21 protein-coding genes are annotated in these 23,843 nt (G+C 58.2%); 12 read left to right on the top strand and 9 right to left on the bottom strand.

Annotated elements, in window-relative coordinates; genetic code table 11:
* The first annotated feature begins 437 nt into the window (after positions 1-437).
* Both NKI38_RS19185 and NKI38_RS19180 read left to right on the top strand, forming a co-directional pair.
* Entirely contained in the window at positions 438-965 is a 528-nt protein-coding gene (locus NKI38_RS19185) for a YciE/YciF ferroxidase family protein (RefSeq protein ID WP_352659760.1), read from the top strand.
* 209 nt (positions 966-1,174) lie between these two features.
* Entirely contained in the window at positions 1,175-2,980 is a 1,806-nt protein-coding gene (locus NKI38_RS19180) for a PAS domain S-box protein (RefSeq protein ID WP_352659759.1), read from the top strand.
* Between the two features lie 253 nt (positions 2,981-3,233).
* On the opposite strand, the gene NKI38_RS19175 is transcribed toward NKI38_RS19180, so the two are convergent.
* The 4 genes from NKI38_RS19175 to NKI38_RS19160 form a co-directional block, all read right to left on the bottom strand.
* Entirely contained in the window at positions 3,234-3,404 is a 171-nt protein-coding gene (locus NKI38_RS19175) for a hypothetical protein (RefSeq protein WP_352659758.1), read from the bottom strand.
* A 74-nt stretch (positions 3,405-3,478) separates the two neighbouring features.
* Positions 3,479-5,584, bottom strand: a complete 2,106-nt coding sequence (gene katE / locus NKI38_RS19170) for a catalase (RefSeq protein WP_352659757.1) — start codon at positions 5,582-5,584, stop codon at positions 3,479-3,481.
* Between the two features lie 280 nt (positions 5,585-5,864).
* Complete coding sequence (locus NKI38_RS19165; RefSeq protein ID WP_352659756.1) at positions 5,865-6,539, bottom strand: protein-L-isoaspartate(D-aspartate) O-methyltransferase; 675 nt, start codon at positions 6,537-6,539, stop codon at positions 5,865-5,867.
* Positions 6,540-7,934: 1,395 nt separating this feature from the next.
* Positions 7,935-8,444 (bottom strand): hypothetical protein, encoded by a 510-nt coding sequence (locus tag NKI38_RS19160; RefSeq protein ID WP_352659755.1) that lies wholly within the window; start codon positions 8,442-8,444, stop codon positions 7,935-7,937.
* A 925-nt stretch (positions 8,445-9,369) separates the two neighbouring features.
* Between NKI38_RS19160 and NKI38_RS19155 the strand changes: the two genes are divergently transcribed.
* The 5 genes from NKI38_RS19155 (at position 9,370) to NKI38_RS19135 (ending at position 13,647) form a co-directional block, all read left to right on the top strand.
* A complete protein-coding gene (locus tag NKI38_RS19155; protein WP_352659754.1) occupies positions 9,370-10,845 on the top strand; it encodes a DUF6600 domain-containing protein in 1,476 nt (491 codons plus the stop codon).
* Between the two features lie 263 nt (positions 10,846-11,108).
* A complete protein-coding gene (locus NKI38_RS19150; RefSeq protein ID WP_352659753.1) occupies positions 11,109-11,333 on the top strand; it encodes a DUF768 domain-containing protein in 225 nt (74 codons plus the stop codon).
* Positions 11,334-11,509: 176 nt separating this feature from the next.
* The gene (locus NKI38_RS19145) at positions 11,510-12,577 is read left to right on the top strand and encodes a glycosyltransferase family 2 protein (RefSeq protein ID WP_352659804.1); all 1,068 of its coding nucleotides are present in this window, start codon (positions 11,510-11,512) and stop codon (positions 12,575-12,577) included.
* Positions 12,552-13,244: a class I SAM-dependent methyltransferase gene (locus NKI38_RS19140; RefSeq protein ID WP_352659752.1), complete on the top strand. Its 693-nt coding sequence runs from the start codon at positions 12,552-12,554 to the stop codon at positions 13,242-13,244. Before NKI38_RS19145 ends, NKI38_RS19140 begins: the two co-directional genes overlap by 26 nt.
* Complete coding sequence (locus tag NKI38_RS19135; RefSeq protein ID WP_352659751.1) at positions 13,183-13,647, top strand: GtrA family protein; 465 nt, start codon at positions 13,183-13,185, stop codon at positions 13,645-13,647. Before NKI38_RS19140 ends, NKI38_RS19135 begins: the two co-directional genes overlap by 62 nt.
* 26 nt (positions 13,648-13,673) lie before the next feature.
* On the opposite strand, the gene NKI38_RS19130 is transcribed toward NKI38_RS19135, so the two are convergent.
* From NKI38_RS19130 to NKI38_RS19120, 3 genes are all read right to left on the bottom strand, one after another.
* Complete coding sequence (locus NKI38_RS19130; RefSeq protein ID WP_352659750.1) at positions 13,674-14,297, bottom strand: hypothetical protein; 624 nt, start codon at positions 14,295-14,297, stop codon at positions 13,674-13,676.
* On the bottom strand, positions 14,284-15,414 hold the full coding sequence (locus NKI38_RS19125) for a putative hexosyltransferase (protein WP_352659749.1): 1,131 nt from the start codon (positions 15,412-15,414) through the stop codon (positions 14,284-14,286). Before NKI38_RS19125 ends, NKI38_RS19130 begins: the two co-directional genes overlap by 14 nt.
* A gap of 683 nt (positions 15,415-16,097) precedes the next feature.
* On the bottom strand, positions 16,098-16,847 hold the full coding sequence (locus tag NKI38_RS19120) for a ferritin-like domain-containing protein (protein ID WP_352659748.1): 750 nt from the start codon (positions 16,845-16,847) through the stop codon (positions 16,098-16,100).
* 774 nt (positions 16,848-17,621) lie between these two features.
* Between NKI38_RS19120 and NKI38_RS19115 the strand changes: the two genes are divergently transcribed.
* Both NKI38_RS19115 and NKI38_RS19110 read left to right on the top strand, forming a co-directional pair.
* A complete protein-coding gene (locus tag NKI38_RS19115) occupies positions 17,622-18,053 on the top strand; it encodes a hypothetical protein (RefSeq protein ID WP_352659747.1) in 432 nt (143 codons plus the stop codon).
* Positions 18,054-18,695: 642 nt separating this feature from the next.
* Complete coding sequence (locus NKI38_RS19110) at positions 18,696-19,037, top strand: substrate-binding domain-containing protein (protein ID WP_352659746.1); 342 nt, start codon at positions 18,696-18,698, stop codon at positions 19,035-19,037.
* A gap of 273 nt (positions 19,038-19,310) precedes the next feature.
* On the opposite strand, the gene NKI38_RS19105 is transcribed toward NKI38_RS19110, so the two are convergent.
* Positions 19,311-19,529, bottom strand: a complete 219-nt coding sequence (locus NKI38_RS19105) for a hypothetical protein (protein WP_352659745.1) — start codon at positions 19,527-19,529, stop codon at positions 19,311-19,313.
* A gap of 790 nt (positions 19,530-20,319) precedes the next feature.
* Between NKI38_RS19105 and NKI38_RS19100 the strand changes: the two genes are divergently transcribed.
* Entirely contained in the window at positions 20,320-20,583 is a 264-nt protein-coding gene (locus tag NKI38_RS19100) for a polymerase (protein ID WP_352659744.1), read from the top strand.
* Here the strand turns inward: NKI38_RS19100 and NKI38_RS19095 are convergent.
* Complete coding sequence (locus NKI38_RS19095) at positions 20,567-20,866, bottom strand: DUF1236 domain-containing protein (protein WP_352659803.1); 300 nt, start codon at positions 20,864-20,866, stop codon at positions 20,567-20,569. The genes NKI38_RS19100 and NKI38_RS19095 overlap by 17 nt on opposite strands.
* Before the next feature lie 1,685 nt (positions 20,867-22,551).
* Between NKI38_RS19095 and NKI38_RS19090 the strand changes: the two genes are divergently transcribed.
* Both NKI38_RS19090 and NKI38_RS19085 read left to right on the top strand, forming a co-directional pair.
* Positions 22,552-22,791 (top strand): polymerase, encoded by a 240-nt coding sequence (locus tag NKI38_RS19090; RefSeq protein WP_352659743.1) that lies wholly within the window; start codon positions 22,552-22,554, stop codon positions 22,789-22,791.
* Positions 22,792-22,935: 144 nt separating this feature from the next.
* Positions 22,936-23,241, top strand: a complete 306-nt coding sequence (locus tag NKI38_RS19085) for an ArsR/SmtB family transcription factor (RefSeq protein WP_352659742.1) — start codon at positions 22,936-22,938, stop codon at positions 23,239-23,241.
* Positions 23,242-23,843 lie beyond the last annotated feature (602 nt).

Raw genomic sequence — 23,843 nt, 5'->3', positions numbered from 1 at the left:
CAACTGTTCTAGCCGTCGCCAAAAGTACAGTAACGGACCTGAATCAAGCCCAGACATCCGCCTCATTGGACTTCCTCGAATACGGGGGCTGAGCTAGCAGGAGGGAAGCGATGATAAACGGATGTTAAAAACGAAAATGCCGGCGCCCGTAGAGGCGGCCCTTCGAAGCCCACAGCGCAAAAACGCGCTTGCTTCCATTCCAGGAAAACAGCCACATTGCCCTTCAGTCCGGCTGGCCCTGAAATCGACATCGCGCTCTCGCGCTGTCAGGGGACCAGCTGAAAAAACTCGGATACGGCCAAACGGCGAACTGACGTTCCGAAGTGTCCTGGACGAGCCATTTAAATAGTTTTGCAAGGGAACTGCCGGCTTCTCTCCGAGTTAGGAATTGCCCCTGATGGGTCATTTCAAACAAGTCAAACAAGGAGGACATAGCGATGGCAACCACCAAGAAGGCAAGTGCGAAGACCAAGGGCCTTGAGGATCTGTTCCTCGACGGTCTCAAGGATCTCTACTACGCCGAGAAGAAAATTCTGAAGGCCTTGCCGAAGATGGCCAAGGGCGCGGAGGATGGGCAGGTCACCGCAGCCTTCGAAAAGCATCTTGCCGAAACCGAAGGCCAGGTGGAGCGGCTTGAGAAGGTTTTCGAAATCCTCGGCGCGGCTGCGCGCGGAAAAACCTGCCCTGCCATCGACGGCATTATCGAGGAAGGATCCGAAATTCTCGAGGACTATAAGGGTTCGACGTCGCTTGACGCCGGGCTGGTTGGCGCCGCGCAGGCGGTCGAGCACTACGAGATCGCGCGCTACGGCACTCTGATTGCGTGGGCCACCTCCCTTGGCAAGGACGATATCGTTGAACTTCTCAGCGCGACCCTCGAGGAGGAGAAGGCTACCGACAAGGCTCTGACGTCGCTGGGCGAAGCCGGCGTGAACGACCGGGCGGCCGAACTGCAAGCGGCTTGAATTGAAACGGTTTTCAATGGTCCCGGCGGGTCTGCCGGGGCCATTTCAATTGCAGTATGGATGGAGCCAGAGTCGGTTTAGTCTAATACGCGAGCGGCCTTCAACGGCATTGAACGCCCGTCCATGCGGAAGGTTGAGCCCGGAACCATTGTGGGATGCCGACGTTTCACAAGGCTACCGCGCGTGGCCGGCAGGGGAATTACGGGTTCATGGAAAGCGCAGTTATGACGGGGAGCGGGTTTGGGCTTCCCCAAATTGATTATCAGGACTTTTTCGAAAACGGCGGCATTGGTCTGCACATCGTTGATGGAGCCGGTCTTATTCTCCATGCCAACAAAGCCGAGTTGAACCTCTTGGGCTATGAAGCCCCTGATTACATCGGTCGCGATATCGCTAGTTTTCATGCTGATGAGCATGCCATCACCGATATTCTCGCCCGCCTCGCGCGAGGTGAAGCCGTCGAACGATATCCGGCCAGACTGCGTGCATGCGATGGTTCCATCAAGCACGTGGAAGTCAGTTCCAGCGGTCGTTTCGAGAATGGTCAACTGGTGCATTCGCGCTGTTTCACCGTCGACGTGACCCGGCTCAAATCTGCCGAAATGGCAATGAACCAAAATGAGGATCGCTTCCACCAAATCCTAGATGCATTGCCGGTCGCGGTCTACACGACCGACGCACAAGGTATCATCACCTACTGTAACAAGGCTGCGGTCGAACTTGCCGGCCGGGAACCGAGGATTGGCCACGATCAGTGGTGTGTCACCTTCCGCCTGTTCACAATCGATGGCGAGGAATTGCCCCACGACCAATGCCCCATGGCAATCACGCTCAAGGAAAATCGTCCGGTCCGTAATGTCGAGGCCATAGCGCAGCGCCCCGATGGGAGTTTTTTCCCGTTCTTGCCATTTCCGACTCCCCTTAGGGACGAGCACGGCAATTTGGTCGGCGCCGTCAACATGCTGTTGGACCTGACCGACCGCAACAGAGGCGAGGACGCCGTCCAGCACCTTTCAGCAATCGTCGAATCATCCTTCGATGCGATTGTGAGCAAGGATTTGGACGGATTCATCAAGAGCTGGAATAAGGGCGCCGAGCGGCTGTTCGGCTACACCCCCGCAGAAGCCGTGGGGCGGCATGTCACCATGCTGATCCCGCCTGACCACCATGATGAGGAGCCGCGGATCCTCGAGCGTCTCCGGTGCGGCGAGCGGGTCGAGAGCTACGAGACAATCCGCCAACACAAGAACGGGACACAGGTGCCGGTGTCGCTCAGCATTTCGCCGGTCCGCGACGCCACGGGCCGCATTGTCGGTGCTTCGAAGATTGCACGCGACATAACCGCAACCAAGGAGAACGAACGCCGCATCCGAATGCTGATGCGCGAAGTCAATCACCGCGTGAAGAACCAATACTCGGTGATCCTATCAATGATTCGCGAGATCAACAAGCGTTCGGAAAGCTCCGACTTATTCGAAAAACAGGTGCGGGAGCGCATCATGGCGCTGTCGAGGTCGCACGATCTGTTGATATCGGCTGACTGGAAAGGCGCCACAATCTCCGATCTGCTCTTGGCCCAAGCCAAACCCTTCGGTCGGAAAGACGCGATCACCATGGCAGGTCCTCCCGTCACGCTCACTCCCCATGCCGTCCAATATCTCGGAATTGCGTTCCATGAGCTGTGCTCAAACTCCGCCAAATACGGAGTGTTGTCCGGCCATCGGGGCATCATTGCAGTTACGTGGGGCGTTGCTGGTGGGCAAGGCAGTCAGACATTCACATTGACCTGGGCGGAGCAGGACGGCCCTGGGACCAAGTCGATCGGGAGCAATGGCTTTGGGAGCGTGGTGCTCAGTCGCGTTACTGCGCAGGCATTAAGTGGGACCGCAGAGCTGACCTACGGCGCCAACGATGTGCACTGGAGGCTCGAGGCGCCGGCATCTTTCGTCGAGGCTTCGCTATTCGACGACGAGCGCGGCACTGAACATTATTCGACAGATAGTGCGGCTCTTTAGGCTGAAGAGGCTGTCAATCGCGTTTGCGCCAGCCCTCAGTGCCCAGGGCCTCGGAATTTTGTGTCGGGTGGTTCGGCAATACGCGCGGTTTGACGCTTGTTCCGCCATCGTTTTCGCGACCATGGTCGTTACGCACATATTGCCCTTGAGCGTCCTTCTCGACTTTCTTGCGCCCGGTGTCCTTCGCTTTCGCCGTTGGCGCATCCTCCTGCCAGTCTGTCGTTTGGTCGGAAATCCATACAAAGCCGAAGATTCAACCGCCGCCCTTTTGAAGAAGCCGGGCCTCGCGCAAGATCGACGCCCTGTCCGTCCCGACCAATGAAACGATCTCACGGATTTGGCTCTCGGTCACTCCGCACTCGCGCGCCAGCGCCCGCACGGCTTGTGGGGTTATGACCGGGCGTCTGGTTTCTTCGTCAGCCACGACTCATTCCTTTCAGTTCGAAAGGGAACGCTCCAGCTCATCCGGCAGGCCGTGGCCTGCCGGATGAATCTCTCCTATAGCTTGACGCTCGTCTCTCGCGCCCACAGCCGAAGTTTGCGGCACGCCTCGATATACGTTCCGGCAGCGTCCCCATTTGTCAAAGGAACGAGGCCTTCATCGGCTACCGGGTCGACGCCCGCCTTGGCCAGAAGAGGACCCGCCCCGGGCGTAAACCCGATGAACTTGCAATGGGCAAAGGCATCCGCCACGAAATCCTGGGCTGCCGCCTCTCCCGTCAGCAATTCCGCGCCTTCTTCGGTGAGCAGCAGAGCCACTGCGTCAAACAGCACGGACGAGCCGCCGTCGATCATATGCTTTGCAATAATCTTGGTGCCGTCATCAGCCTGCACACCGCCCACCTTCAGGGCAATGACTTCCATAGTCGCCCCTTCATCTTCGATCGCCGCCTGCAAGGCTTTGAACAGAGCGGCGTCGGTCCCATTGCTGACCAATACACCCACCTTGCGGCCCTCGAAACTGTCGGGGCCGTTCTCGATGATGCTCAAGGCCGGCGACGGCTCCAGATCCTTTCTCGGTGCCACGGTTGCGTCCGCCGCCTTCGGCAAATTTGTAATGCCGAGCTTGTCGGCGACTGTCGCGGCCAACCCTTCGTCGATGTTCAACAGGTGCGCGATCATTCGCTCCCGGATGGCCGGCGTTTCGACCTTGCTGAGTTCGAACGTCAACGCTTGGGCGATGTGGCGCTGCTCGGGAGGGGTCTGGCTGCTGAAGAACTGGGCAGCCTGGCTGTAGTGGTCAGCGAAGCTCTCAGGGCGCACCCGCACTTTTTGCCCCTCTTCGCCGTCAGCGAAGGAGTGAAAGCCACGCTCGGGGGATTCGCGCGGTCCCGCACCGAACGAATTCGGCTGGTAGTTCGCCCGTCCGACCGGGTTGCGCATCGCCATATGGCCATCCTGCTGGAAATGATGGAACGGGCATTTCGGCGCATTGATCGGCAGATGGGTAAAATTGGGACCGCCGAGGCGTTTCAGCTGGGTGTCGAGATAGGAGAAGTTGCGGCCCTGCAGGAGCGGGTCGTTGCTGAAGTCGATGCCCGGCGGGACATTCTGGGTCATGAACGCAACCTGTTCGGTCTCCGCGAAGAAGTTATCCGGCATGCGGTCGAGGACAAGCCGACCAACGGGTATCGGCGGCAGGACCTCTTCCGGGATGATCTTGGTAGGGTCGAGGATGTCGAAATCGAAGCTGTCGGCAAATTCCTGGTCGAAAAGTTGCAGACAGAGCTCCCATTCCGGGAATTGGCCGGCTTGAATGGCGTTCCAGAGATCCCTGCGGTGAAAGTCCGGATCGGCGCCATTGATCTTGACCGCCTCATTCCAGAGGACCGATTGCATGCCGAGCTTCGGCTTCCAGATGAATTTCACGAACGTGGATTCGTCGGCCGCATTGACCATGCGGAAGGTATGAACTCCGAAACCCTGCATGAAACGGAACGACCGCGGGATAGCCCTGTCAGACATCACCCACATGATCATGTGCATGGATTCGGGCGTCAGGCTGATGAAATCCCAAAAGGTGTCGTGCGCCGACTGGGCCTGTGGAAAATCCCGGTCGGGCTCCGGCTTTACCGAATGGATCACGTCGGGAAACTTGATGGCATCTTGGATGAAGAAGACCGGAATATTGTTCCCGACAATGTCCCAGTTGCCCTCCTTGGTGTATAGCTTGACCGCGAAACCGCGTACGTCGCGTGCCAGGTCGAACGAGCCTTTGCTGCCTGCCACCGTCGAGAAGCGAACAAACGCCGGGGTTTTTTCGCCAGCACGTTGGAAAATGTCGGCACAGGTGTATTTGGCGAGGGAGTCGTAAGTTTCGAAAAAGCCGTGGGCGCCGTAGCCCCGGGCATGCACGACTCTCTCGGGAATGCGCTCGTGGTCGAAATGGAAGATCTTTTCGCGGAAGTGGAAATCCTCGATGAGGGTTGGACCGCGCGCTCCGATCTTGAGCGTATTCTGATCGTCGGCCACCGGACCTCCCTGGGCCGTGGTCAAACCGTCAATATTACCTTGTGCAACTTGGTGCAGCTCTCCACCCTGCCCTTGAACAAGGGTTTGGTCGTGGATTGTCGCGGCATTGGGATTGGTAGCTTTGCGCGCCATGCGGTCCTCCTTGGGGCTTGCTCTGCGATGAACTGCTGAGCAACCTGCGGTAAGGCCGCAGGTTCCATGGAACCGGGATTCCAAGCCAATTTCTTCAACGAATGTTTTTAGGCGGAAAGTGCGAAGCCGACCGGATGGTGTTTCAGCAGGCCAAGGCCGTGACGCGAAGGTCCACCTCCCGCTGATCGCAGCGTCCGCTTATTACCCTGTGCGGGGCACTACGATGACGCTGGCATCCGTTTGACGGTCGGAAATTGTGGTCGCGACAGTTGTGCGCACACTAGACGGTTTCGAGCCGGCTGAACCGAACGGGGATGATTTTCCGAGTCTTGAGTTGCCCTGCCGCATCCTTGTCGATGATAGTCAGAAACTGTACTTCTTCAGACACCAAAGGCAGAACGAGACGTCCCGCCGGCTTGAGCTGCTTCAGCAAAGCCGGCGGCGTCCGCTCAGCCGCCACGCTAACCAGGATCTTGTCGAATGGGGCGTGCTCGGGCCAGCCGCGAGACCCGTCTCCGACATGAATAGCGACATTGGCGAAGCCAAGACTCTGCAGCAGAGCCTCGGCATGGTTTGCGAACTCCTCGATGATTTCGACGCTCCAAACCTGTCCGGCGAGTTCCGCGAGGATTGCGGTTTGATAGCCAAGGCCGGTTCCGATCTCGAGCACCGCCTCGTGCGGTTGCGGAGCAAGGAGATCGGTCATCAGAGCGACAATGAAGGGCTGCGAGATGGTCTTATCGAAGCCGATCGGCAGCGGCATGTCCTGGTAGGCATAAGGCGCGACCGCGGCTGGCACGAAGAGATGCCGCGGGACCCGCCGCATCGATTCCATCACCCGCTCATCGAGCGTTGCCTTGCCGAGTTCTTCGCTTGCAAGGTCGGCATGGATCGCAATCATCTCGACCATGTGCCTGCGTAGAACCGCAAGCTGCTCTTCGTTCATCGGTTTCATGACGTTGGGGCTTTCCTCAACCGGTCTGCTGCCAGATAGCTTTTATATCCTTTTCGTCTTGTCACCGTACCGCCCGCCCTCGTTTCCAGTGAAGAACCCCACGGCAAGCGCGGATGACTTGGGGCCGCCGTGGCTACGCCGATCATGTCGGCATCCAAGCAAACCCGTAGCTGGCTTCCTGGTTCCTGCCGGATCGCTGATGATCATCGCCGACGGTCTCGATCGAGCCAAGACATGCGCAATCGTCCGCAAGGACGCGAAGAATGGCGGCGATTGCAACAGCATAGCGCCGTGGAATCATATGCTTTGACAACAGACCTCCGTTCTTTGATGCCATGCTGCATGGAAGAGGAAGTCGATGCCGACGGGAACCAATCAATATGATACCGATGATGCGTCTCGTTTTCGCGCCGTGGTTGGTCCGCGCCCCACACCCGTTCATCCGGCTGTGACATTGAGAGTGGGCCTATTCGCCTCTGCGTGGAGTATCGTCCCGCCTCGGGATTGATCCCATTCACCAAAACGCCCCCACCGCATTCCGACGCCCAGGTGGCGCAGACCTCAGCTTCGATCCGCGAGTTTGGCTGGACGAACAGCGCAGCGCCGAAAAATCCTCGATGGCGCTTGCCAAGACTTTTGCGAGGCCGCCCCTCTCGGCCGGCCCTGTCTGGTCCGAAGGCTAGGCGGGGAGGCTTTCCTGCGGGATTTCGCCGGTGGAAAAGGCGTCTTCACCAGAGTAGGAGAGAATCCGTTCAAGCCCTCCGAGGGGCGCTAGCGAGAAGGATGAGCGTTCGGGATCCATGGCTGATCGGGTCAGGTACTGAACAACTGCGATCATGCCCCAGCGAGGAAGATCACAAGTGGTCACCCGATACATGCCCCAGTTAACGGCCCCACCTCTCCAAGACCGTCGCACAACTGCCTAAGATATATCTATTACAGTCATATTGTTTTGATGCATAACAATCCCGCGTGATACCAATCGGGCATTATAAGTTCCGCATGATCGCGATATTCACGAAATTCTTATAATCAACGGCTTATTTTGCAGGAATTGCGTGAAGTGGGCGGTGCTTTATCACTTTTCAAACTTCCTTTGGTTTGCGCACAACCTCAACAGATTTGTGAGTTTGGTAGCAAATCAAATTCTTTAATTCAGACGTGTCCAGCTGTTTCATTGGGGGCAGCGTTCAGGCTTAGCAGAGGACCGCTCCCGACAACGCGAGTTCAGGGCATCTGGCCCATACGCTCAAGATCGCCGGACTGTTAAGTCCGCCCAATTGTGAAGGTTAAAGCCTTCTAATATACGGGTCCGTATAGGCGACCATTTTGATCATGCGACTGCCAGTTTGAATGGCCTTTGCCGCCTGCAGCAGCTCTGCGTTTGGACGGGGGCTAAGTGTCCCGAGTTCGAAGCTTCGCAATCAGAATTACGGCCGTTCCTCGATAGTCAACACTCACTTGCTCGCCCAGCGGAGACGCATACCATGCGGCCAACTCCGCTACCAGAAGGTCATTGTCTTCATTTACCGGCGCGGAGCTAAGTTGTCCGTTCTTATCCATCATGATTGCCACTGTGCCGTTTGCGCCGTACCCAATCGCCGCCATCCGCTGAATGTAACTATCGTCGTCGACACGAATATCGAACAGAACCGAGCCTGCGGTTTTCTCGGCGACGTCACCCACTCGATCGAAAAACGGACGCTGTATGCCGCCTGTATTGGCGAGTGACTGCTCCAAAAGGGCCAGTTCGACATACTCCGCCATCATGCCTTGAGAGTGCGCGGCATGGTGCGCGGTACCAATAGGCCATGGATAGCTTATCCACACAAAACGGCCACCCAACGAGGCGGCCTTTTCATTTTCGGAATGCCAAATGGCCCCGGCCGGAAAGCCGACAGACAATCCATCGGGACGATATAGCCTGACTACGGAAGCGCTGCCCTCGAATTGCGGATGATCGTGACCGTCTGTGCGATTTCAGACGCAGTGGCGCTTTTGGACGATTCAGCGCGATAATGTCGGATAGCAAGGTCGGGTGCCGCACGAGGGTGCCATGCGAGAATTGCCAATTAACGCCAATGCAGACACGGTAATTCAAGTCGGCCGATACCTGGATGATCATTCCAAGGCTACCCCAGTTTCGATTTACGAAGCGCTCCGCTTGATCAGATCTCGCATCAACGGGTCGCCGATCGACAACAGCGGGCTTGAGGAACTGATCTTCGCCGCGACCAGACACTTGGCCATTCTACTGGACAGCCGATAGATCTTTATCGCGGCTTTCCCACGGGAGACGGCCGACGCGGTGCCGGTGAGACAGTGCGCGTCGGCCACTACGGCATTTACTTGAGGGGGTAAATGCCGCCGGCCAACCTTAGCATCTGCTAAAATGTCAGGCAACGAAGCTGCTACCTCGCCGTAGAGGGTTATTTGCTGAAACTCTTTTGACCCGTCGCCAAGCTCCGGGCTGCTTCTTCGATTGCTGCCCGATCGTTGCCTAGCCGATCGATTGGCCAAAGGTGCTCTTTTGCCCGGTGGATAGCGAAATTGGGTGACTGCTGCGGCAAGCGTACCAACGCCCAGCAAGAGGAGTCCCAAGAGCGGTCGCGGCAATCGCCGTGACAGCATTCTCCTGCCGGCGCGCTTTCGCCACCGGTTGGTGACTTGGTTCTCCGCCCTCATGAAGCAACTCTGATGTTTGATCCCTAATTATTGAGCGATGCCAAAGCTGCTGGGTGAGCGAATGCGGGTGACGCTAGCAAGGGGGAACAATTCGATTGCCGGCGAGTTTCCAAGATGAAGGGCGATCTGTTTCGGAGGAAACGGGATGAAACGCGTCCTTGCCCACGATGCGGTGCGACTGATGCTCGGTGGTGTAACCGCCTGCCTGCTCACGATCGTCGAGATTCCCAACTCGATTGCGCCATTGCCCCTTGTGTCCGAGGCAAGGGCCGCCACCGAGATTTCGATCAGCACATTCTACGAAGACCTGTCTTCCCATGGCGATTGGGTCTCGTATCACGGAGCGACCGTTTTCGTGCCGGTTGATGTGCCTGACGATTGGCGTCCGTATACGCTTGGACACTGGGTCTATACCGAGCAGTATGGCTGGCTCTGGGTGTCCGACGAGCCATTCGGTTGGGCGACGTACCATTACGGCCGATGGGGCTATGCCGACGATATCGGCTGGTATTGGGTTCCGGGCACTCGCTGGGCGCCAGCATGGGTGAGTTGGCGTCGTGACAGGGAGCACATCATTTGGGCTCCGCTGCCGCCTCGCCGTGATCCGGATTTGATTTCAATCGAGGTGACCTTCGACACGACGCCGGATTATTACTGGGTTGTGGTCCCCGCCCGCGAATTCCTTGCCGCGGACGTTTCTGTCGTCGTTATCCGTGATGAGCCCGAGTTTGTGCGCATTGTCGAGGCGGCCGAGCCGGCCGGCGACGTGACGATCCAGAACAACGTGGTGATCAACAAAGTCATTGATGTTGATGTCATCGAAAAGGAAACGAACCAGAAGGTGACTGCCGTCAAGGTCAGCAAGATCGACGCGCCCGAGCAGTCCGGCAAATTGGAAAACGATACGGTCGCGGTCTTTGAAGGTAAGGTGAAAGCCGACCCCAAGGCCAAACCAGCCAGGCTCAAAGACATCGAGGAGGTGAAGCAGGTTCAGGCAAGCCGGAAATCGAAGCCGACCGAAGGCGCAGCAAAGACCGAACAGGCCCAGCCGGAACAGGCGGCCAAGCCCGAGAAGCCGAAGCAGCCCGCCGCCGAGCAGCAGCAGGCTGAGCCGGAACAGGCGGCCAAGCCTGAGAAGCCGAAGGCCAAGAAGCAGCCCGCCGCCGAGCAGCAGCAGGCCGAGCCGGAACAGGCGGCCAAACCTGAGAAACCGAAGGCCAAGAAGCAGCCCGCCGCCGAGCAGCAGCAGGCCGAGCCGGAACAGGCGGCCAAGCCTGAGAAGCCGAAGAGCAAGAAGCAGCCCGCCGCCGAGCAGCAGCAGGCCGAGCCGGAACAGGCGGCCAAGCCTGAGAAGCCGAAGAGCAAGAAGCAGCCCACCGCCGAGCAGCAGCAGGTCGAGCCGGAACAGGCGGCCAAGCCTGAGAAGCCGAAGAGCAAGAAGCAGCCCGCCGCCGAGCCGCAGCAGGTCGAGCCGGAACAGGCGGCCAAGCCTGAGAAGCCGAAGGCCAAGGAGCAGCCCGCTGCCGAGCAGCAGCAGGCCGAGCCCGAGCAGGCGGCCAAGCCCAAGCCGCAGAAGCAAAAAAACAAGGCGTGCGATCCTCAGACTGACGCGAATTGCTAGCTGTGCGTGGCACCGCGATTGCTCCATCGCGGTGCCGCTGAAATGGCAATGCGCGAAAAGCTGCGAATCCTCGCCACTTTCCTTCGCTGCCGCCTGCTCTCCTCCTCTATACCGGCTGGAAGCGCGGAACGCCCGTCAACGAACTCATGCAACCCGAAGAGGGTGAGACGTCACTTCGCGCCCGAGGCTATTCGAAAAGGCCTGACATTGTCTGTTTCCCATCCTAGGTTTGTCTCGGCAGAGGTCGTTATCCAGAAACCGCCATGAGCACCCGCGGTGCCGACTTTCTATACAAATGGATTTCCGAACATATGCCGGAAGGGCCAACCGACGACCCGGGCCGGCTCGTGACCGATATGGCAGACCAGGTCCTGCGGGCGGCCGCCGTCGAAGGCATCCCAATTCAGGAGATCGATGAAGAGATCGGTAGCGTTTATGAAGCGATCATTCATGCCGTTGAACATCGCGACGGCGGTCTCGCGGATTAAAGATTTTGTGGTTGCCGCAGGCGGTTCGCGGTCGCGACGAGGCTGCAGATATGGACGTTGAGTTTTGAGCAGGTGCCAGCAGCACGCCTGTCTTTCCCCCGACTTGCCATATCCAAAATTTTCTAAATTAGCTATGCCTTATGGAACTTTGGTGCGGGCGTTTCATTTTCATCCGCATGCGAGCCTCTGTGATCCAAAGCATCGGGACGAGAGTGAGCGTGTCGCCGCGCTATTCGCTGGTCCTGCCGATATACAATGAAGAGCAGGTGCTGCCGCGACTGGTCGAACGGATCAGATCACTAATCTGTCGGCTGGACGGAGAGGCCGAGGCGATTTTTGTCGATGACGGTAGCCATGATGGCAGCGTCCACTACCTTCGGCGTGTGGTCACCGCCGAACCTCGCTTCCGGCTGATCGAGCTGTCTCGCAATTTCGGACACCAGATTGCGATCACGGCTGGCATGGACGCCGCTGCGGGTGATGCGGTCATCGTCATGGATGCCGACCTGCAAGATCCACCAGAGGTCGTTCTCGAGCTCGTGGCGAAGTGGAAGGAAGGTTTCGAGATCGTCTATGCCCGCCGCGTCAAGCGCGAGGGCGAGTCCTGGTTTAAGCGTTTTAGTGCTAACCTTTTCTACCGTTTGCTGGAGAAGATGACGCCGATCAACATCCCGCGCGACGTCGGGGATTTCCGTTTGGTCGGCCGCCAAGCGCTGGATGTCTTCAAACATATGCCCGAACACGATCGCTTCGTCAGGGGCATGTTCGGCTGGATGGGATTCAGGCAAGCAGCAGTGCCATTCGAACGCCCCCCGAGGACCATCGGCCAGACCAAATACCCTTTCTGGAAGATGCTACACCTGGCCGTTCACGCCATAGTCAGCTTCTCGGAAAAGCCGCTGCACTTTGCGCTTTGGGCCGGATTGGCCATTTCCGGACTTGCGCTGGCCTTGGGGGCTTATGCGGTGTTCGCCTGGATTTTTGAAAGGGGCGTCATTGCCGGCTGGACTTCCACCGTGGTGATCGTATCACTTCTGTGTGGCATCAATCTTTTCATGACCGGCGTGGTCGGGCTCTATGTCGGGAGCATCCACGCCGAGGTGAAACGCCGCCCTCTTTACGTGGTCGATCGGCTTACAGGCTTCGACGAGGCGGTTGGTGCGGTCGCTGGTGAGAATCGGAGGTCCTTGCGCAAGCCCAGGAGCGGAGTCGCGCCCAGTGTCCCAACTCTTCGACAGCTATAAAGCCAGTTATGGTGAGGCGGTCGAAGGATCGATCCGCTTTTCCGGACTCAAGCACGAATTCTTTTTAGCCGCCAAGGCCGACCTGCTGCGGCGCCTAGTCACCGAGCGGCGGCTTCGCCGAGGAGGAGCCATCGTACGCGCACTGGATGTAGGCTGCGGTGTGGGTTCGCTTCATCCCTATCTCGATGGCGTTTTCGAGCGCTTGGATGGCTGTGACGTTTCGCAAGAATCGATCCTGCGCGCCAGCGAGCACAATCCGGACGTCGTCTATAAGACCTGCGGCGCGCTGCGCCTGCCTTATGATGACAGCGTTTTCGATCTGGCTTTTGCCAGTTGTGTTGTTCATCATGTTTCGCCCGCATCCTGGCTCGATTTCTTTCGCGAGATGCGACGCGTCGTGAGGCCAGGCGGGGTCGCCTGCATCATCGAGCATAACCCCTATAATCCGCTGACGCGCCTGGCGGTATTCCGGTGTCCGTTCGACCAAGACGCAGTCCTGCTCAACGCCGTCAAAGCAGCGGCCCTCTTTCGACAAGCAGGCTTCAGGGATGTTCGATACGAGCACTTCCTGCTGCTCCCGTCGGCCAGGAGGTTCGCCAGATATCTTGAGCGCGCGCTCGCGCCCCTGCCACTTGGAGCCCAATATGCGTGTAGTGCGCGTGTCTGAATATAAGCTTCTGGCGCGCTTCGGCCTGGTCGGCATCGCCGCCACAATCCTGTATGCTGTCTTGGCGGGCGCTTTTGTCAAATCGGAACGGTTCGGCTTCAGCCCCGTCGAGGCGTCCCTTGCGGCTTACGGGGCCGCCGGCCTGTTTTCCTATCTCGCACATAGGTCCATAACCTTCATGTCGAGCGGACCGCATAGATCGGAAGCTCCGCGTTTTCTTTTGTTGGCGGCAATCGGCTCGGTCATCGCCTATGGTGCGCCGGCGCTGTTGACGGCGAAGCTGGGCCTGCCGCTCATCATTCCCATTATGATTACCTGCTTGCTTGTGCCAGTGATCAATTTCGTCGTGCTCGACCGATGGGTTTTTGCAGAACGCATTCCCGATCAGTCCGGCGATGGCTGACGCCTAATTGGCAGAGAGATTGACGTCTAACCAGCGTCCAGCCTCAACGATACCAACTTGATGGAGCGTTTGTAGATGTTGCTTGCGGCCGGGCTGGGCGGAATCCCGTCGCGATAGTCGAATGTCATTTCGAGTATCTGTGCGCTGGCAAACGTTGCGTGCGGGATCGTGAACGAGATCGCCTTCGGTTCTTTGCTCGACAGTGTTACCTCGTGCACCCGAGCGCCGTTCACCGAGATCATTACCCTTTGTGTGATCTGTGGTGGACGAATGACGGCTGACATTTGTAGCGTTGCCGTAAGCCCGTTGCGAAGCGACGGTATTGCCAGTCGTAGCCGAGAGGTTTCGCCCAGCGAATGGGTTCCGTCGGCTACCGGGCCCGACCAACCACAGACTAGCATGCCGGCTGCTTGTTTCGCGCCGTCGGACCGGAACGACACCGTCTGGCCAAGAGTGTAAGTGCCAACGGCATCGCGGTTGAGGCACGTCGTTGTCCGATCGATGTAGTAGGCTCGATAATCAGCGTCGACATTTGGATTGAGGGCGAGCGCGAGGATGATAATTTCGGACACGGCCAGAGCCGCCGCGATAGCGTAGCCGACAATCGAGACAGCACGTCCATGGGATTCCAGCGGGTCAGACCAGGGCAAGGTAGCCTCCGATCCACGCCACAGTCATGAAATAACAAGCGCTCAGGAAGAGAGCCAAGGCCACGAGATAGATCAGCTTCGACGCTGACAGCAGGACGGCAACCAACATAATCAGGGGCGCAAGCCCAATGACATATCTGACCATGGAAGCCAGGTTCGTAATCAATGGTAGGATAATGCTGATTGCGCAAAAGAACGCAGCGCCGTATTGCCGGCGAGCCGCCAGAACGACCGATAGCGTCAATCCGGTGACCGCCGCGAGAGCGCTCCATTGCGGCGCGGTGGGCAGCCACCCTACCGTCGGTACGGAAGAGAGTCCGTCCCATAGGAAAAGCAGCGGATTGCCGGCCACCCGCCCAAACGCGCGCTGGACGTGCAAGAATGCAAAGCCGTCCCCGACCGTGACATGCAAAAAGATGATGTAAGCAAACAAACCGGCTGGCGAGATGAAGATTGCCACAAGCATATCCGGACGACCAAGCAGCCATCGTGGGAAAGACACCACCGATCCGCCCTGCTGGCGGTGCTGCCTGAACATTTGAATCACGGTTGCAAACACAGCAAGGACCCCGACCAGCCTCGTTGCCGACAGCAAAGCGGATGAAACGCCAGCGGCCAGATAGTTGGAGCGCTTGAGTGCCAAAAAGACGCACGAAGTTAAGAGCACGAAAAGAGGTTCGGTAAGGAAAGTGGTGAAATGAAAGGAGAAAGGGCCGCTAAGCAGGAAAGCGCAATACAACACATAGGCGCGCATGTTCTTCTCCAGCAGTGGCCATGCCACAAGGCATGCGACGTAGCTGCATGCAATCGAGGCGATCATTCCGACCAGGATCGCGGGAAAGGGGAAAACAAACCGAAGCGCCGTCACGAGCATGGGATACAATGGAAAGAAGCCCCAGCGTCCAACATTGCTTTGGTTTGGAATGGGAAAACGCTCATAGCCGTATTGGGAAATATCCACATACCACTGGCAATCCCACCTGCAGAGCGCATGCGCATAAGCTTCGAAGCCTGGTTCTACTGATACTGAGGCGAATGCAGCATATCGAATGACAAGCCCGCCGATCATGAACAGGAGCGGCACCGCAATAACCCAGAGGCGACCGCGAAGCTCCAATTGTGCCTCCACCGGCGATAGGCGCCGCACACTGTAATGGCGATCGCTTGCTCCGGCTTGACGGGGCGCTGCGCGAGCCACACTCCCGTTGATCCCATCAAACGATGATGCGAGACTTCGGTTCCTTCGGCAGCGCAGGGTCGTCGAGGCGGGTCAGTCGAGGTGATGTCGAGCACGTAAAATACGGCGCGATTGGCAGATCGTCAGGGACGCCGCCGGCGGCGTGCGCATCTTCCGCGGTCTCGACTGCACGTCCAAGTAGACTCGCGAAAGCCGTCGGCGAGCTCGAGGTGGAGAGCGCGATAGTTGACGGCGAGACCAGCGCCTCCAATTCAGCCAGGCGGTTCCCCAACGAGGCAAAGGCAATCGTCCACTCGTGGAGCAGGCGGGACTTAAAGGCTTGTCTCGAAAACACCGGGAGAGCAAATATCGCAGCGGCCCATCGACGGCGTTGCTCAAGACGAAGGCCTTCGTGCCGACTTCGATCTGCTCGGCGAGCAGGAGCCGAGAAAGCCTGCTTTGTCGCTGATACGCAGAATGCGGCACCGGCTTCTGTCGGCTCGGCATTCATCAACGTTTGAATCAGAAGAAGCGCGAACCGCTCTGGAAGCGCGTCCGTCGCCTGGGTTCGTCCGCAGCGGGGCCGCTGCAGTGCCACTCGTGTGCCTGCTGCGCCTCTTGGTTCAGGTGCTCTTGAGCGTGCCGTTCATCCCTTCCGGATAGAAGCCGCCCTTGCTCACTCCGTCTTTGTCGGTGAGATAGACAATCCGCAGCACCTCTTGCGGCGTTCTTGTGAACGCGATCGCATCAGGCGTCGACGGAACGATATTGGCTTTTCCGTCAACCTGGATGCCTTGGTCCTTATCCGCCGATCCATCGATCTTGTCTCGGGCGTCTGAGACTGCGTTGGCGGCCTTCCAAGCTTTCTCTCCCTTCCGATACAGAGTGGAACGCGCCATTCCCATATGGTAGGCCTCGACCGCCAATATGCCGGCGGCGGCGGCCAGGAAGTCCTTGTTCTTCAGAATCGTCGCAGCGCCGGCATAGGCGGTGACCCCGACATCCTCGAACAGCATGCCGCCGAGAACGAAGTTCGTTTCGTTGCCGAAGGGGTCGAAGTCCGGCCCGAGGCCAGCTGCCTCCGCAACCGCCTTGAACCCCGCATCGAAATCGATGGCCGGCCTGTCGACGGCCTTCGTTCCAAGCGTCTTGCGGTAGAATCGAACGTGTGCGAGTTCGTTTTCAGAAACTTCCTGCATGAATTCGCCGATGGCGGGTGTTTCGAAGGACACTTTCTTTCCCCCAACGACGTCGCCGGGCTTCGAACCGGCATCGGCGGCGTCGATGCCTTTTCCCGTCGTGCCGCGCAGATAATATTCGGCCTCCATGTATTCCAGGTTGAGGGCAAAGCGGAAAATGTCCTCGTCTTGCACTTCCTTCTGGGCACGGGCGCGAGAAACTGGCTACAAGCCCGTCGTAGCGACGAGACTAGCTCCCAGCCCAAACTGCAATGCGCGGCGACGGGAAAGGTGGAGCGGAGAGATGGCACGGATCATGGGTTCCTCCAAAGCCCGCCGCAGTTGGCACCTAGCGGGCCAACTTCGCTAACGCCGTGAATCGATAGATGTTCCTTTAGGTTGTCGCATATTTGCGTCGATGTTTTGCGTCGAATCCAGCGCTGTCGATGCCCTACCTGGGCCGCGAACGCCATTAGCGTCGCCAAGCCGGTGACGTTTGACGCCGGCATGGATACACTGCGCCGCCTACACGACAATCGCGTCGACGTGGAGTGACTTCAGCTACCGGCTGGACCGAGAACGACCGCAAAGGCCGATGCTTGAACCCGCCGGAGAAGGAGCGGGCCCCTCTACCAGCGCATCGCTTCATCGTGGCCCTGGCGCTGAGGCCGTTCCTGCGCCGTTTCGAACTCGCCGATCATGTGAGCATTGTCGGGGCAAACTCGAAAACGGCTTGCTGGTCATCGACCTAGATCTCGCCGGTGATTTAGCCTGAGTGCCGGTCGTTCCATCGGCGTGTCAGCGCCGAATCTAGACACGTCGCCGGCTTCCTTATCCTGCTTGAGGTTGTCTTGGGACCGACCGTTACGCGGTTAATGGAACTCCTTTTCGGCGACGCTCTTGTCAGGATATCGCGTCGCGATAGTTCCTAAGAAAAGGGGGGATGCTGCGACCAACAGGAGCCGAACCATGAAACACCAGTCCCTCCACGAACTGCAGACAATCGCAGATGTTAATCCCACGGCGCAAAGCGCCGTTATGACCAGAACACAAAGGATCGAACGTTGGGCGGAGCTTCTCGAACGGGACCCCTCGCGATCCCTTGGAGCGCTTGTTGGCACTGAACATCTGCATCCCAAAGTCCGTGAGGAAGCACGCACCGCCGGATCGGCGATTACCGTTGCATTCGAGGATCCGCTGCTGCGTGCATCGGGTCTCCAGGATGACAGCTATGGGGAGGCAAAACGCTTTTTCCAGCTGGGCGACTGGCAACTGCACGAAATCGTCTGCAGTTGTCACGTCGGGACTACGATGCAAGCCAGTTGGGCCGCCGTCAGGGTGCGTAGGACCATTCGCGGAAGCAGGTTCTCGGCTTGGCTGAGAACTGTTCTGCTGCACTGAACCGGATGCGCGGCGTTTTCCGCAGGTTCGGCGTTCTGACAAGGGAAGGCATGTTGTGACGCCGGATGCCCTGCACAGGCCCCGAGCGACGGAACGGAACGCGGCAGAACCAACCGCTGGCTGATAATGAACCTGGCTCTCCAGGCTGCTTTCGTCGGGACCGTCATCCTGATGCCGCGGGCAGGACAGCCTCCTATCTATGGCGCGCGGAATAGCACACGGGCGCCCTGCAGCGCCTTTAACCTGCTGGCATGGCTCTGAGGGCCGGCCTCATCCAACGGCCTGCTTCGGACGTCGCCCTTCGCCGTATGGTCAGAGGCTTCGACCCCGGCCATGTCTTAGGTTTTCCCATCATCGTGACGATCTTGTGCTAACCTCATAGCGGTTTGCACTGGAACCTGCCGAAGAATGCCGAGGCTCAGCCTGAACCATCGATTGGCGACACGTGCCGATATATCCGGCGTTGGTCTTGCTGATGAATGCAGCCATCGGCGAGCATCAAACGCAGTTCCTCACAGAGGAGATTGCATCGAGCCGAGCAATCATGGGGCTCGATACGGAACTCATTGATGATGGCGGCCCGAATGTTACGCTCGCCTTGCGCAACAAGCCCCGAGGAAACGCGCGGCGTCGCCGAGAAGCTTGCTGTCGCAGACGGCCCCGCCGACGGCGATCCTTGCCTCCGGCAGCCTCATCGCACTGGAGATATTCAGGATTATCCGGCAGCGAGGCTTGCGGATTCCCGAGGATATTTCGCTGATCACCTTCCATGATGCGGATTGGACCAAGGTCACAACCCCGCCTATTTCGGTCGTCGATCAACCTGTCTATGTGCTTGGCAAAAATGTCGCGGAACTGCTCATTCGACGCCTGAAGGGCGAAACACGAGCGCCAGGAAGGCTCATTTTGCCGACCACCATCATTGAGCGCGGATCCGTAGGCTCGCCCGTGAAATGGCAAGGCCTACCTCTCCCGTCGGATTAGAACGGATGACGGAAGAGACAGGAATTTGATCCCGCGGAATCGGGAGGATCGCGTGACAACTGCGCTGTTGCCACTGTTAGCCTTTGCTGCGGCGAGCCGTTCCTGGTCCGGGATATCGCGCAAGTCGCGGAATCGCAGGTCGTTCATCACGTCCTCTTGTTCTGATCGTATTTTGATAGCAAGCAATCGGGCAACCACTGCGGCCACGCGATGGTTCGCCTCTCCGGAACCGCCAAGGGGGCGGCCCATGACGCGGATGACGGAAGACCGGCTTCATCCAACCTGTTCGTCAGGGTCCAGCAGGTCTATCAGCGCCGCGACGCGCGTGCCCGGTAGCGGCCGCCCTTCACTCATCAGCGCCTCGTCGCCGTTGAGCCAGGCCCATGCTTCCCGCAATTCCTCGGCTGACGCCCCGGTGGCGAGAATCTCTGCGAGCAGCGTCTCGTCGGTCGGACCTAGCACGGCCAGGATGTCCTCGCGTGTCATCGTCATGATCGTATTCCCCTTTGGCAACTTCATCGGGCGCGATCAGGGAGCGTCGCGCACCATGGCAATGGCAACGCCCTCGACCGGTAGGCGTTCCAGCGATCATTTTTGATAATCGTCCTGGGAGGAGCTCTTGACGTACTGTGGACGGGACAGTTCCCAAATCGATGAAGCCGTCAGGGAGCGCCGGCTTTCTGGCGCTCCTCGTATCCGTGTTGCTCAACGGAGGATATGGCAATGAGCACATTCGACTAGTCCATCGTGGCACCGCCAAACTATCGGCGGTCCGAGGTCGGAAGCTTCGTCATAAGCGATCGAACAGCCGCCGACCGCTGTCCGTATCAATGACTTCGAGAAGACAGTTGCCGGTCGCGGATCGTGTCTTCGCTAACGTCGGACCTGCCGCCTAGTCGCGGACGGGACCAATTCAAGAGTGCTCGTGCTGCTCGCGACTACTCTACTGCAAAGATTTGCAAGACAATCTTCCCGCCACTGACCTCCCGCAGAGCAGCGTAAAAACGGGCCGGAGGTTCCGACAAAATTTCACCAGCTGTTAGTGGAAGGAAATCTGTCCTCGCCGAGGAGCAAATCCGAGATTTATGGGATCTATCGCGTTCGGAGGTAGCCATGCTTCCGTCAGATTGCGACTTAGGTGCTGAACGGCAGAGGTCCCAAGCGCGAAACATTTGGCTCGGTCACTCATTGGGTGCCTGCCGGCGAACATCAGTCCCTTCATCGTCGGTTGATGAGCGCCCGTCATTGTAGCACGCCTAGTGGCGGGTGCCTCGGAGGTTGGATGCTGCTTGGTGAGATCATCGCGAACACGTTCGCAACCCTTCTCCTGATCTGCGTTATTACGGTCGTGTTTTTCCTTTCCGGAAAACCGCTGTGGCCTGAACGACATGTCCGAATGGTGATCACCGTGCCGGTTGATAGCATGAACACCGCGGCGACTGAGAACGCCCAGGTCCGCCTGCCAGCCAATTTCGATCTGAGCAAAGCGTCGCCCGCTGCCATGGCTGGCAGCGGGCGATTGCAATCGTTCAGTCGTAGACCTTAACAATTTTGCGGGTTCCCGGATCCACCAGCACCGTGCGGTTGTCGACCACCACATAACGATACTTGACGTTGGGGACCTCGTGCAGTTCGACCGTGTCTGGTAGGGCCGTGCCGACGTTCAACTCCACGCCCGGAATCTTTACAGAAGCAAGCGGTTGCTTCTTCACGTATTCGCGCACGACGGTGTCCTGCTCCGGCGTGATGACAACATCCTGCGCCGCAACCGCGCCGACGCCGGCCAACAGCAAAAGCGCCGCTGCGGCGCTGGTAAGGTGCATCCTCATGGTTTTTCTCCTCTTGTAATCTGGCGCCAGCACCATCGTCTGCGCGCCAGTCATTCGAACTCGGCGCCCGGCCAAACGTTCCTATGCCGGGCTTCAGTCTGAAACCCAACGGGACCAAAGTCCCATCGTAAAAGGCAGTGGCCTTTATCCGTCGACAAAAATTGTCGCTTTGCCTGGAACATCTCGTCGACCAGGAAATTTTGAAGCTGCACTGTTCTCGTGCAGTGCATTTTCCTTCTATGAGCACCTGCCCGCTGCCAATTGGTGGCGGGCCTTTTTTGTTTGTCCGTGGAACCGGATACCAGGCGGAAAGTTGGACGAAAAGCAGCGTCCCTTCCTGGGCGCTGCTGGCCAGCGACCGTAAGCCTTGGTTGGCCCGTCACTGCTTCCTCAGTGGCGGGCTTTTTGCGTTTTCGCAGGGAACAAAATTTCAGCCGCGCCGTTTGTTTCCGCGCTGCCGGAATTGCTTTCACCCCCCTTTGCCCTTTCCGGCTGCAGTGGCCCGCTGCTCTCCCCCCCGAGGCAGCGGGTTCTTGCGCTTTGCCACTTGCGCAGATCAGTAGAGCAGGTCGGCGTACTGGAACGCAAACATGCGACCGCTGGTCATCTCCGTGACCTCCAGGAAAAAGTTTCCCGATGTATGGCACGTGACCATTCGCCCCGTCGCCATCTGGGCGGCACTAAGAGCTGTTGGCTCGGCGGAGCGATATTCGGCAGTCACTCGGCCAGCCAAGAACTCCTTGATTTGATAAGCCAGCGTGCCCCCCGTCCGTGCAGAATCACTGCATTAGTGCGTTCTAACACTCACCCCTAGGTGTCTTGCGTGGACTTTAGTCTATGCCAGGAGCGCATCACAAGCTGCGGCGCACCATCACGCCGGTCGGCCCGGCCGCCGTCACCGCTCGATTCTCATGAGAGGCAGCGGGCTTTCTCGTCTAGGTTCGGCACGACTGAACTGGCCAGCGTCGTCACGGCCTATCTGGCGCGTATTGATATCGGGGCGTCGGGTCGGCCGGAGAACGTGAGTTTTCAACTCGGCTAGTTTGGACCCAGCGCGGGCTCATCCTTCAACGAGTGCACACCGCAGTGATGATCTGCGGTGAAAAGAACGGCTTCGAGATCATGATGCTGTTGCCCACACCTCGGCTCCCAGCTGCACCGCACCGTCGCCGCTAACATAACGACGGGAATGGTCGAATGCGCCTGCCGCACATGACGTGCTATCCCAACCCGTAGATCCCAGACCTAGGCGGATGTCTGTTACGAGAGCCTTGAATTTGCTCGGGTCGGTGTCAAACGGGGCTACTGCCTCAACCGGATCGGGAAATGCGGCTACGTCAAACCGAGCTTCCTGCAACGCCGTCTCAAGGTCGAGCAACAACGGCTCGTCTTCAACGATCACCCGCGGCAAGCCCTCAAGTCGCCTCAAACGGTCCCGTCACACTTTGGTTCCAACTCCGGCAGCGGGCTCCTGGAAAGGGCAGGCATATTGGGGGGATGGGTGTGCCCCAACAGCGTTCTTTGTCGGACTGAAGTCCCTATCCTGCGCGGCAATAGTCCGAGGTGCGGAACATTCAAATCGATTCCTGATTGGGTATCGACCGACGTTCATAAGGCCCCTCATCGTCGGTTGATGAGCACTTGTCATTTTCGCACGCTGGCGGGTGCTCATCATTGGAGGTTGGATGCTGCCTGGTGAGATCATCGCGAACACATTAGCAACGCTTCTCCTGATCTGCGTTATGGCAGGCGTGTTCTTCCTTTTCGGAAAACCGCTGTGGCCGGAACAGCATGTGAAAATGGTGATAATCGTACCGGTTGATAGGATGACCACCGCGGCGACTGAGAACACCCAGGTCCACCTGCCAGCCAATTTCGATCTGAGCAAAGCGACGGCGAAACCAGAGCTACCCCTTGTTCAATAAGACGCGCTACGTCAGCCCGCCTGGTTGGGCGGCGCGCGGCTGGCGATCTCAGATTTGCCTTGAACCCGTTTAGCTGCATGTGCTCCATGGCCGGCGCACGGCGGCTCAGGGGCATTCGGTTGATCTCAACTCATTTGACAATCAATGCCAAGAAGACAGCTTGATTTTTTGATGGCTGTGGGGAGCCCACCTTGGCTTTTGATCTTAGCTCATTTGCTCAACGAAGCGACCTCCGTGAATGTCCTCGCCGTGCGGGCAAACATCAGCCAGACATCGCTCTCCCAGCATCTGGCCAAGCTGCGGAAGCTCGGACTGGTGGATATCCGCCGGTACACCAAGTGGATCTACTACTCCTGCAATTCGAACGCCGTGAGTGAATTGTTTTCCACGCTAGCTTTGCGAGGACAGCATTCCGGAGCCAAGGCCCCGATCGTGGCTATGGAGTCGTAGGCTTAGAAAAGGCGATCATATGGTTGGAAAACCGTTGGCACGGTTTCAAGCTGATAATTAGACATCGCTATATGAGCTATACCGAAATACGAGGGGATGCCATGAGACAGCCACGAAGATGGATCGCGATGGCGTTGGCTTGTCTTAGCTGGCAACGCAGATGCCGACTGGTACACGGGCAAAAAAGACCCGGTTATGCAATCAGATTGCTGCGGCAACAAAGATTGCCATCCGATAGACCCCAGCCAGGTCAGGGAGACGAAAGACGGGTATTTCGTCAGGCTGTCTCGCCCCGCATATATGAATGAGCCACAAGAGCAGGAGTGGTTCATCCCTAGAGAGCGTGCCAAGCCTCCCCGATGACCGCTACCATCTCTGTGAGCGTTTAATGACGTTCTATCGAACGGATCATTCCCCATATGAAGTTCGAGGCCTACCAGAGATACAAATGGAGGTGTTTCTTCGCGCCGAAGGACACGAGTTCAATCGGGTCACGTTGATGGACGCGATCGTGTCCCGCGGCGTGGTGTAGCTGGCGGCATTGGTCGCCGTGCTCTCCGGCATGGGCCGGGCTGATCAGCGCGCCACTGCTGGCAGGCTGA

It is taken from the genome of Mesorhizobium sp. M0621 (assembly GCF_040320745.1).
Lineage (GTDB): Bacteria > Pseudomonadota > Alphaproteobacteria > Rhizobiales > Rhizobiaceae > Mesorhizobium.
Note: the sequence above shows the minus strand (reverse complement) of the source record. Positions and strands in the feature narration are given on the sequence as shown.

Coding starts and splice junctions, on each gene's coding strand:
- NKI38_RS19150 (WP_352659753.1), top strand. CDS start 11,109: ATGAGCACCCGCGGTGCCGACTTTCTATACAAATGGATTTCCGAACAT.
- NKI38_RS19090 (WP_352659743.1), top strand. CDS start 22,552: ATGCTGCCTGGTGAGATCATCGCGAACACATTAGCAACGCTTCTCCTG.
- NKI38_RS19115 (WP_352659747.1), top strand. CDS start 17,622: ATGAAACACCAGTCCCTCCACGAACTGCAGACAATCGCAGATGTTAAT.
- katE (WP_352659757.1), bottom strand. CDS start 5,584: ATGGCGCGCAAAGCTACCAATCCCAATGCCGCGACAATCCACGACCAA.
- NKI38_RS19145 (WP_352659804.1), top strand. CDS start 11,510: ATGCGAGCCTCTGTGATCCAAAGCATCGGGACGAGAGTGAGCGTGTCG.
- NKI38_RS19185 (WP_352659760.1), top strand. CDS start 438: ATGGCAACCACCAAGAAGGCAAGTGCGAAGACCAAGGGCCTTGAGGAT.
- NKI38_RS19100 (WP_352659744.1), top strand. CDS start 20,320: ATGCTGCTTGGTGAGATCATCGCGAACACGTTCGCAACCCTTCTCCTG.
- NKI38_RS19155 (WP_352659754.1), top strand. CDS start 9,370: ATGAAACGCGTCCTTGCCCACGATGCGGTGCGACTGATGCTCGGTGGT.
- NKI38_RS19095 (WP_352659803.1), bottom strand. CDS start 20,866: ATGAGGATGCACCTTACCAGCGCCGCAGCGGCGCTTTTGCTGTTGGCC.
- NKI38_RS19105 (WP_352659745.1), bottom strand. CDS start 19,529: ATGACGATGACACGCGAGGACATCCTGGCCGTGCTAGGTCCGACCGAC.
- NKI38_RS19180 (WP_352659759.1), top strand. CDS start 1,175: ATGGAAAGCGCAGTTATGACGGGGAGCGGGTTTGGGCTTCCCCAAATT.
- NKI38_RS19165 (WP_352659756.1), bottom strand. CDS start 6,539: ATGAAACCGATGAACGAAGAGCAGCTTGCGGTTCTACGCAGGCACATG.
- NKI38_RS19085 (WP_352659742.1), top strand. CDS start 22,936: ATGCCAAGAAGACAGCTTGATTTTTTGATGGCTGTGGGGAGCCCACCT.